Raw genomic sequence first — 6,968 nt, 5'->3', positions numbered from 1 at the left:
GCCTGGTCCTGGGCGAGCCGATGCACCTGCAGGCGCAGTTCGTTGGCCAGCAGTTCGGCCCGGGCCGGGGTCTCGGCCAGGATCACTTCCCGGGCCAGGGCTTCGAGCCGGGCCGGCAGGGCCTTGCCGGCCGGCAGTTCCAGCCGGGCCAGCACCCGTTCCAGCGTGGCCTGCCAGGCGGCCTGCTCCGCCTCGCCTCGCTCCACCTGGCGCCGGGCCAGATACAGGGCCAGGATGGCATCCAGGTCGGGGCTGTCGCCTACGGCCTCCAGGGCCTGGCGCACGGCCTTGCCAGCGCTGGCCGCCACCCGGGCTTCCAGGCCCTGGAGCCGGGCTTCCAGTTGCCGCACATGGGCGGCCCAGGCTTCCATCGCCGCGCCCCGGGGCGGGAGCGGCAAATCGGGAGTCTGTTCCAGCAGACTGGCGAGGCGCAGCACTCGCCGTTCCAGGCTTTCCACCCGGGCTTGCAGGGCGGCCAGCCGGTCGGCCTGGGCCGCCTGCCGTTCCTGGCGCCGGGCCAGGCGCTGCTGTTCCCGCACCCGGGCCTGGGCCAGCACGGCTTCATATTCGGCCCCCATGGCCCGGGCTTCCTGAATCGCCTGGGCAGCCAGGATCACGGCCCCCAGGGGAGCCAGGGAAAAGGAGGCGGTACAGGGGCCACTCATGAAGATCCTTCCAGGCAAGAGAAGGCAAATTATCGCCGAGAAAGCTGCGTCCTGCGCCCCCTTTACTCCCAATAGCCGGGGCTGGAGTAGGTGTTCTTCAGAAGGTCGATGAAGAGCCGCACCCTGAGCGGCAGATGACGCCGCTCGGGAAAGACGGCAAAGATGCCCACGGGCGGCGCGGCCAGGTGTTCCAGCACGCCGACCAGCCGCCCTACCCGCAGATCCTCGCCCACTTCCCACAAGGAGCGCCAGGACAAGCCCTGCCCGGCCAGCGCCCAGTCATGCAGCACTGCGCCGTCGTTGCAGGTCAAGCTCCCGCTCACCTTGAACATCAGAGTCCTGGCCGGATCGGCCGGGTCCCGGAACACCCAGCCCCGTTGCTGACTGAGGGAAAGGCAATTGTGCCGGGCCAGGTCTTCCAGGCTTTCCGGCCGGCCGCGGCGGGCCAGATAGGCGGGGCTGGCCACCACCAGGCGCCGCATTTCCCCGAGGCGCACGCTCACCAGGCTGGAGTCGGGCATCTCGCCGATGCGCACGGCGCAGTCGATGCCCTCATTGACCAGGTCCACCAGCCGGTCGGAGAGATCGATGTTGGCGGTGACTTCCGGGTTTTCCTCGAGTAAGCGCATCACCAAGGGCGCCACATGGCGGCGGCCAAAACCCGCCGGGGCGGAAAGCTTGAGGTGGCCGCTCGCCTTGACCCCGCCGGCGGAAACGCTGGCCTCCGCGTTGGCCAGGTCGCTGAGGATGCGCTGACAGTCCTCCAGAAAGGCTTCGCCTTCAAAGGTGATGGACAGGCGCCGGGTGGTGCGCACCAGGAGCTTGACGCCCAGGCGGGACTCCAGGGCATCGAGGCGGCGGCCGATGATGGCGGGCGTCACGCCTGCGGCGCGGGCGGCGGCGGAAAGGCTGCCCCGGGTCGCCACGGCCACGAAGGTTTCGATTTGCTTGAGATGATCCATCAGTCTGTTTTGTATCCTGAGTAAAAGATAAATTGCCAAAACAGCGTATTTATTTTCCTCCACCCGTGCAATAGACTCCACCCTGTCCCAGGTATTCGAATCAATTCTTTTAATCCCGAAAGGATCACCATGAGCCTCACCCTGCCCGCCGGCGTGCAGATCACCGCCCCGATCAAGCCCGAATGGGAATTCATCCTCAGCCCCGCCGCCCTGGAACTGGTAGCCAGGCTGCACCGGGCGTTCGAGCCCCGCCGCCAGGAACTGCTGAAAGCCCGCCTCGAACGCCAGGCCCGTATCGACGCCGGCGAGATGCCCGATTTCCTGCCCGAAACCCAGCAAATCCGCGCAGGCGACTGGAAGGTGGCGCCCCTGCCCAAGGCCCTGGAAAACCGCCGCGTGGAAATCACCGGCCCGGTCGAAGCGAAGATGATCATCAACGCCTTCAACTCCGGCGCCGATTCCTACATGGCCGACTTCGAGGATTCCAACAGCCCGAAATGGGAAAACCAGGTCCAGGGTCAGGTGAATCTGTACCAGGCCATCCGCCGCGAACTCAGCTTCACCAACGAAACCGGCAAGGTCTACCAACTCAATGACAAGATCGCCACCCTGCAGATCCGGCCGCGCGGCTGGCATCTGGACGAGAAGCATGTGCTCGTCGACGGCCAGCGCGTCTCCGGCGGCATCTTCGACTTCGCCCTGGCCTTCTTCCACAATGCCAAGGAACAGGTGGCCCGCGGCGCCGGCCCGTTCTACTACCTGCCGAAGATGGAAAGCCATCTCGAAGCACGGCTGTGGAACGACATCTTCGTCATGGCCCAGGACCACATCGGCCTGCCCCAGGGCACCATCAAGGCCACGGTGCTGGTGGAAACCATTCTCGCCACCTTCGAGATGGAAGAAATCCTCTACGAACTGCGCCAGCACTCCGCCGGCCTCAATGCCGGACGCTGGGACTACATCTTCTCCTGCATCAAGAAGTTCAAGAACAACAAGGACTTCTGCCTCGCCCAGCGCAGCGCCATCACCATGGAAGTACCCTTCATGCGCGCCTACGCCCTGGCCCTGGTGCAGGCCTGCCACAAGCGCGGCGCCCCGGCCATGGGCGGCATGAGCGCCCTGATCCCGATCAAGAACGATCCGGTGGCCAATGAAAAGGCCCTGGCCGGCATCCGCCACGACAAGACCCGCGACGCCAACGATGGTTTCGACGGCGGCTGGGTGGCCCACCCCGGTCTGGTGTCCATCGCCGCCGAGGAATTCCAGAAGGTGCTGGGCGACAAGCCCAATCAGTGGGAAAAGCAGGTGGAAGGCAAGTTCGGGCCCAAGGACTGGCTCAACTTCCAGCCCGAGCAGCCGATCACCGAAGCCGGCCTCCGGAACAACATCAACGTCGGCATCCACTACCTCGGCTCCTGGCTGGCCGGTAACGGCTGCGTGCCCATCCACAACCTGATGGAAGACGCCGCCACCGCGGAAATCTCCCGCTCCCAGGTGTGGCAATGGGTGGTGTCGCCCAAGGGCGTGCTCGACGACGGCCGCAAGGTCACCGCCGGGATGGTGCGCAGCCTGATCCCCGAGGAACTCGCCAAGGTCAAGGCCACCGTCAGCGCCCAGGGCGAGGACACCGCGACCTACGACCAGGCCGCCGGCATCTTCGAGACCATGAGCCTGGCGCCCGAATTCCCCGAGTTCCTGACCCTGCCGCTTTATGAGGCGATGGAATAAGCGCCAGGCCCCTGAACGAGCATCGCCCCGGCACAAACCGGGGCGTTTCTGGCGGTGCGCCGCTGACGTAACTGCCAAGCATGCGCCCTTGCTACAATAGCGCCTCCTGCTCCTCTGGCCTCCCCCATGCCTGCCACCACCCGCCCTGCGACTTTCCTGCTCGCTGTTGCTGCGTTGCGATGATTGCGATGCGCGGCGCCCTACTGCTACTTTGTCTCATCGTATCGGCCTGCGCCCCGGTCACGCCGCGCCTGGGCAGTCCCGCGGCCGAGTGGCGGCCTTCCCCCAACTTCGAGCCGCGCCGGGCCAATTATGTGATCTTGCACCACACCAGCAACAACACCCTGGAAGCCGCCCTGAGCACCCTCACCAGCCCGGCCAGCAAAGTCAGCAGCCACTACCTGGTCGGGCGCGACGGCCGGGTGCTGCAACTCGTGGATGAAAGCCAGCGCGCCTGGCATGCCGGAGTTTCCTGGTGGGGCGGACAGACCGACATGAACTCCGCCTCGATCGGCATCGAACTGGACAACAATGGTTTCGAGCCCTTCCCCCCGGTCCAGATCGATGCCCTGCTGGCCTTGCTCACCGACATCCAGACCCGGCACCAGATTCCCCGGGCCAATTTCCTCGGGCACGCCGATGTGGCCCCGGGACGCAAGGCCGATCCCAGCATTCATTTTCCCTGGGCCCAGCTGGCCGCCGCCGGCTTCGGCCTCTGGTGCGCGCCGCCCTACCCGGAAACACCGGCGGATTTCGATGCCCTGCCAGGCCTTGCCGCCCTGGGTTATGACCCTTCCCGTCCGGAGGCTGCCAGCGCCGCCTTCAAACTGCATTTTGCCCCGGAAGACAGCAACCCGGAACTGACGCCCGAGGACCGGGAACGGCTTTACTGCCTGCTGCAGCAGCGGCAGTCTTAGCCCTCCACCCGCTTGGCCAGCACCTCGTCCACCCGGTTCTTTTCCATATCCATCACCTCGAAGCGCCAGCCGCCCCAGATGAAGGCTTCCGTCTTCTTGGGCACCTTGCCCAGTTGCGACACCACGAAGCCCCCCAGGGTGTGGTAGTTACCCAATTCTTCCCCGGGCAACTCCGGCAGTTCCAGCAACTCCTTCAATTCATCGGTGGGCAAGAGGCCATCGAGCAGCCAGCTGCCATCCTCGCGGGGCAGGGCCAGGGGAGACTCCACGGCACCGGAAAGCACGTCGCCCACCACGGTGCCCATCAGGTCGGACAGGGTCACCAGTCCTTCGGTGGCGCCGAATTCATTGACCACCAGGGCGATCTGGGTGCGGTTGGCCTTGAAGAATTCGAGCAAACCGATCAGGGACAGGGCATTGGGCACATAGTGCGGCGTCACCGGGGAGAGGGCGCCGAAATCCAGGCTCTTGCCCGCCAGCACGGTACGCAGCAAGTCCCGGCTTTCGACGAAGCCGAGGGGATTCACCACACCGCCCTTGCAGACCAGAAAGCGGGAAACGCTGCGCGCCTGCAGTACGGCCATATTGGCCTCGCGGGGCAGGGTCAGGTCGAGGTAGGCGATGTTGGCCGCCGGGGTCATGATCGCCCCCACCCGCCGGTTATCGAGGCGAAAGACATTGCCGAGAATCTCGCTCTCGGTTTCATCCAGGCGCCCGTCCTTGCGCCCGGATTCGATCAGGATGCGGATTTCATCCGAGGCCGAAGCCTCTGCCGAGCCCTTGGCGGGAAAGAACCGCAACACCGCGTCGGAGGTGCGCGACACCCCCCAGATCAGCGGCCCGGCCAGGCGCAGCATCCAGTCCATGAGCCCGGACATGGCCACCGCCACGGCCTCGGGCCGGGCCAGGGCCAGCCGCTTGGGCACCACCTCGCCGAACACCAGGCTGAAGAAAGTCACCACGGTCACCACCAGCGCCAGGGATAAACCATACGCAAAAGGCGCCGCCGCCGGGAGATGGAGCACGATCCCGGCTTCCAGGCGCGGCACCCACAGGGCCTCGCCGAAGATGCCGGAGAGCATGGCCAGGGCCGTGATGCCCAGCTGGGTGGTGGCCAGCAGGCGGCTCGGGCTTTCCCGGAACTGCAACACCGTGCGCGCCCCCTCCTGGCCCTCATCGGCCATCATCCTCAGATGAGCAGTACGGCTCGCCCCCACCGCCATTTCCGCCATGGAGAGCACTCCGCTGGCCAGAATCAAAACCATCAATATCCAGAGATCCATGGGACCCGCTCCTTTGCGCTCCTTTGCATGCAGCCTGGACATTCTACCCATAGTTCGCGCCCGAGCCTTTTCCAACCCTTTTCCAACCCTTTTCCAACCCTTTTCCAACCCTTTTCCGCCCCCGGCCCTGGCAGCTTTCCGACAATCGTTGTAAACAAAACAACATAACGAAACACAAGTCCGCTCCAGAACCCTTAACCTGCAAGGATAGTGGTGTTGGCACACAATTTGCCACCCCTCCTGACGTGGATACGACCCTCGCTATATACGATATTAGATAACAAGCCTGTCACCCGTTCCGCGGAAAGCCTCCACCGACGACCCCGGAGCCCCCGCACCCTGGCCGCGAAACTGGCCTTCACCTTCTGAGGAATCGACGATGCATAAACTACTACTCTGCCTGGGCCTGATCCTGGCCCTTGCCGCCCCCCTGGAAGCCCGGGAAATCACCGACATGAACGGCCGCCGGGTGCAGCTCCCCGAACAGATCCAGCGGGTATTCGGCTCGGCTCCGCCCCTGAATGTGCTGCTGCATGCCCTGGCGCCGGAGCTGATGGTCGGCCTGAGCTTTCCCATCCCGCCGGCCGCGGCCGCCTACTTTCCCCCCCGGCTGCGCCAGCTGCCGGTGGTGGGCGGCGTGTTCGGCATGGGCCAGCACATGAACGCCGAGGCGGTGATGGCCCTGAAGCCGGACTTCGCCCTGGCCTGGCAGAGTCCCCAGATCGATGCCGGCAAGGTGGAATCCGCCTTTGCCAAGATGGGCCTGCCGGTGGTGTTCATCAAGCTCGACACCCTGCACGACTGGCCCGCCGCCTTGCGCTACACGGGGCGCCTGCTGGGCCGGGAAGCCCGGGGCGAGGCCCTGGCGGCCTACGTGGAACAGGCCCTGCAGCGCCTGGACCAGCTGCGCCAGGAGGTACCGGAATCCCGGCGGCCCCGGGTCTATTACGCCGAAGGGCCCGACGGCCTGGCGACCGATTGCCACCTTTCCTTCCACACCGAAGCCATCGAACTAGCCGGGGGCTACAACGTCCATCGCTGCAGCCCCAAGGACCATACGGGCATGGAGAAGGTGAGCCTGGAACAGGTGCTGGCCTACGCCCCCGACATCATCATCACCCACGAGCGGGGCTTTGCCGCCAGCGTGCGCCAGGATCCCCGCTGGCAAGGGGTGAAGGCCGTGCGCGAGGGCCGCATCCATGTAGTGCCGCGCTGGCCCCACAACTGGATCGACCGCCCCCCTTCCATGATGCGGGCCCTGGGCGCCCAGTGGCTGGCCAGCCTGTTCCACCCGCAACGCTTTGCCTTCGACCTGCCCGCCGAGACCCGCCGCTTCTACCGCCTGGTGCTGGATACGGAGCTGAGCGAGGCCCAGTACCAGGCCCTGTTCCAGTAAGCCCGCATACTGCCAAG

The 6,968-nt window shown here is 65.6% G+C and carries 6 protein-coding genes; 3 read left to right on the top strand and 3 right to left on the bottom strand.

The window, feature by feature from the left end:
* Both WBH99_RS08885 and WBH99_RS08880 read right to left on the bottom strand, forming a co-directional pair.
* Window positions 1–665: hypothetical protein (locus WBH99_RS08885; RefSeq protein ID WP_424219723.1), on the bottom strand; the 665-nt coding region annotated here is incomplete at its 3' end.
* 62 nt (window positions 666–727) lie between these two features.
* The gene (locus WBH99_RS08880) at window positions 728–1,627 is read right to left on the bottom strand and encodes a LysR family transcriptional regulator (RefSeq protein WP_424219722.1); all 900 of its coding nucleotides are present in this window, start codon (window positions 1,625–1,627) and stop codon (window positions 728–730) included.
* Window positions 1,628–1,756: 129 nt separating this feature from the next.
* On the opposite strand from WBH99_RS08880, the gene aceB reads away from it, so the two are divergent.
* Window positions 1,757–3,355 carry a malate synthase A gene (gene aceB, locus WBH99_RS08875; protein WP_424219721.1) on the top strand — a complete coding sequence of 533 codons (1,599 nt, stop codon included), beginning with the start codon at window positions 1,757–1,759 and terminating at the stop codon, window positions 3,353–3,355.
* 188 nt (window positions 3,356–3,543) lie between these two features.
* Window positions 3,544–4,272, top strand: a complete 729-nt coding sequence (locus tag WBH99_RS08870; protein ID WP_424219720.1) for an N-acetylmuramoyl-L-alanine amidase — start codon at window positions 3,544–3,546, stop codon at window positions 4,270–4,272.
* Here the strand turns inward: WBH99_RS08870 and WBH99_RS08865 are convergent.
* A complete protein-coding gene (locus WBH99_RS08865) occupies window positions 4,269–5,555 on the bottom strand; it encodes a hemolysin family protein (protein WP_424219719.1) in 1,287 nt (428 codons plus the stop codon). The two genes, WBH99_RS08870 and WBH99_RS08865, sit on opposite strands and share 4 nt — an antisense overlap.
* Window positions 5,556–5,934: 379 nt before the next feature.
* Between WBH99_RS08865 and WBH99_RS08860 the strand changes: the two genes are divergently transcribed.
* A complete protein-coding gene (locus WBH99_RS08860; protein ID WP_424219718.1) occupies window positions 5,935–6,951 on the top strand; it encodes an ABC transporter substrate-binding protein in 1,017 nt (338 codons plus the stop codon).
* The last annotated feature ends 17 nt before the right edge of the window (window positions 6,952–6,968 follow it).

Source organism: Azovibrio sp., from assembly GCF_049658005.1.
Taxonomy (GTDB): domain Bacteria; phylum Pseudomonadota; class Gammaproteobacteria; order Burkholderiales; family Rhodocyclaceae; genus Azovibrio.
Note: the sequence above shows the minus strand (reverse complement) of the source record. Positions and strands in the feature narration are given on the sequence as shown.